The 2,442-nt window shown below is 40.1% G+C and carries 2 protein-coding genes and 1 pseudogene; all 3 read right to left on the bottom strand.

The window, feature by feature from the left end:
• Positions 1-331: 331 nt before the first annotated feature.
• On the bottom strand, positions 332-877 hold the full coding sequence (locus F6K37_RS38190; RefSeq protein WP_008177716.1) for a hypothetical protein: 546 nt from the start codon (positions 875-877) through the stop codon (positions 332-334).
• Between the two features lie 650 nt (positions 878-1,527).
• Positions 1,528-1,848 (bottom strand): annotated as a pseudogene (locus F6K37_RS38185) (alpha-hydroxy acid oxidase); the annotation flags it as partial.
• Positions 1,849-1,879: 31 nt separating this feature from the next.
• Positions 1,880-2,442: M48 family metallopeptidase (locus tag F6K37_RS38180; RefSeq protein ID WP_287256290.1), on the bottom strand; the 563-nt coding region annotated here is incomplete at its 5' end.

Below are 2,442 nucleotides of genomic sequence, written 5' to 3'. Positions count from 1 at the left end.
GGAAGGATTTAGTAGTTATGGGGAAGTGCAACTTTGGTTAAAGGGATTGTGTGGCATGGATATACCCTATGCCACAGTATATAAATATGTGCGCACTCGTCTGAAAACTAAATTAAATAAGTTAGATTAAATTTGTTAGAGTCAGTTAGTAGTAACAAAGCTGAGGGAATTTAAAACAGTTGTAAACTACCAGACGCCAAGCTTAAGCTATGGCGCTGGGTAAGGTTGGTTTAAATGTAAAGGTGCGATAGCTGTCGATAGCTTGGGATTGGCTTTTAGGACAAACAGCTCAGTTTTTAATTAGTAAAATTAGGATAATAATCGATAAACTTTAGTTAACTGAAATGCTACCTTCTCTTACCAATTCACTAACTTTCCCTGGCATTCTGCAACGAAGATAGCGTGGTTGTGCCCCGATAGAGCATGACGTTTCAAAGTCCTCACTTTTGTTTATCCAGCCGCCAACGCATTTCTTTAAGGCAAAAGTAGTGCTCCAACATAATCGAACAGACCATCTAGCGGTGATTGGTACACTTCCATTACTAATAGAACCTCTGGTCATAGAAAAGACTTTGATGTTACTAACCCACTTCTCTTTTGACTCAACATTGAAACTAGGATTAGCAGATATAAAATTATCAAGCTCTTGTCCCAGAGTTCCTGTTTCCGGAAGGCGTACAGAAAATATTCCATCCTCAAAGTTTGCACTACGTCCAGATGCAATCAAAAAATCATTGCTTTGTCCTATCCCTTCACTGGTTGACTGATTAGGAGATGTATAGGCAAAGGTTTCCAGTGGTTTGGCAATATCTACTATGGCTAAAGTGGTGATAATGGATGCTACACCGAGGGTGGTTAATAAGTTCGGTAGTTTCATTAATTTTTCGGTCTTTTTAGGATTTTAGTGTTTTGGTAATAGCACCCTATTTACTTTGATAAAAAATTGATATAGCTCTGGATTTATAGGTAAAAATTGTTGGCTATATAATATATTTTATTCACGGAGTAGCCTTGCTATTATTGAAAATAATAATTACTTACTAGTCTTAAAGCTAGTCAACTGGGGTTGCTGAATTAAAGTATGAAGCGCGATCGTTTGGTTTTGCTAAAGCCCCCTAAATCCCCCAATTTTGGGGGACTTTGAAACTCTTGTTCCCCCCAGAATTGGGGGGCTAGGGGGGCGAAACCATACCCAAAATCAGCAACGCCAGTCAACTAGCCCTAGGGCTTGAAATTGGCAATTATCCTAGGTAATGATGCACAATAGTTGCCTATTTCACTTTCCAATAGATAAATAGATTAATCTCAAAGTTTATATAACTCTTACCATCACCCTGATCAGTGGCGGTAATTTAGTGAGATACTATCAAACTATTACCAATAAATACTAATTTATATATTGATTTTTCTAATCAAAGATAGCATACCTATTATTTCTAGAATGTCAGCCAAGTCATTGATATTACTAAGCAAAATGTATTATTAGTGATTAATTATTGGTGACTAGTTATTCGTTAATTACTCTGGTCAATCTTTAATTTTAACCAAACTACGGTCAATATCCTTGACCTTAGTACAGCCACTTAACGCCATGGCTATATCCAATTCATCCCTTAACAATTGCAAGACATGGCGTACTCCTGCAACTCCTGCTACAGCTAATCCCCATAACACCGGACGACCTACCAACACCGCTGATGCACCTAAGGCTAGGGCTTTGAGCACATCAGTGCCTCTACGGATACCCCCATCGATTAATACCGGTAGATAATTTCCCACAGCTGCGACCACTTCGGGTAAGGCATCGATAGACGCGATCGCACTATCCAATTGCCGACCCCCATGATTCAATTACAGCCAGTCAGTATAGCTAGCTCACCTACTCGATTAGTAGAGATTCGATTTTGCGTTTGTAAGCATCACTGTCTAAGCCATCACCACCATTGGGATTCCAACCTTTTTTGTTGATTATTTCGTTGAGAGTATCAAGGCGTTTTGCTGGTTCTGGGTGGGTTCTTAGCATTGCCGGTGTATTGCCTTTGGTTAATTTTTGGAGAAATCCAGTCATTCCTGAGGGAGCGTAGCCAGCACCGTGCAACATTTCTATTCCCTTGCGGTCTGCTTCATATTCCTGCTGCCGTCCTCGGGGAAGAGAAAAGGCGATATCCTCAAGAAGATTTATAATTGTTCCATACTCGATTTCACTAAAGTTGTTGTCTTTGATAATCTGGCGCAGCCTCTCGATACTGTGTTTGCTGGTAATGTGAGCAATTTCGTGAGCTATCACTGCAGCTAACTCAGCTTCATTTTCTACCCCTTTGAGCAAGCCCGTATGAACATAAACAAAGCCACCCACCAAGGCAAAGGCATTTATATCGTTGTTCCTGACTACTTGAAAGGTATAGGGAAAATTGGGGCGATCGCTATAGGGGATTAATCTCT

It is taken from the genome of Moorena sp. SIO4E2, assembly GCF_010671945.1.
Lineage (GTDB): Bacteria > Cyanobacteriota > Cyanobacteriia > Cyanobacteriales > Coleofasciculaceae > Moorena > Moorena producens.
The sequence above is the reverse complement of the archived record's forward strand: the minus strand, read 5'-3'. Positions and strand labels throughout refer to the sequence as shown.

Coding starts and splice junctions, on each gene's coding strand:
- F6K37_RS38190 (WP_008177716.1), bottom strand. CDS start 877: ATGAAACTACCGAACTTATTAACCACCCTCGGTGTAGCATCCATTATC.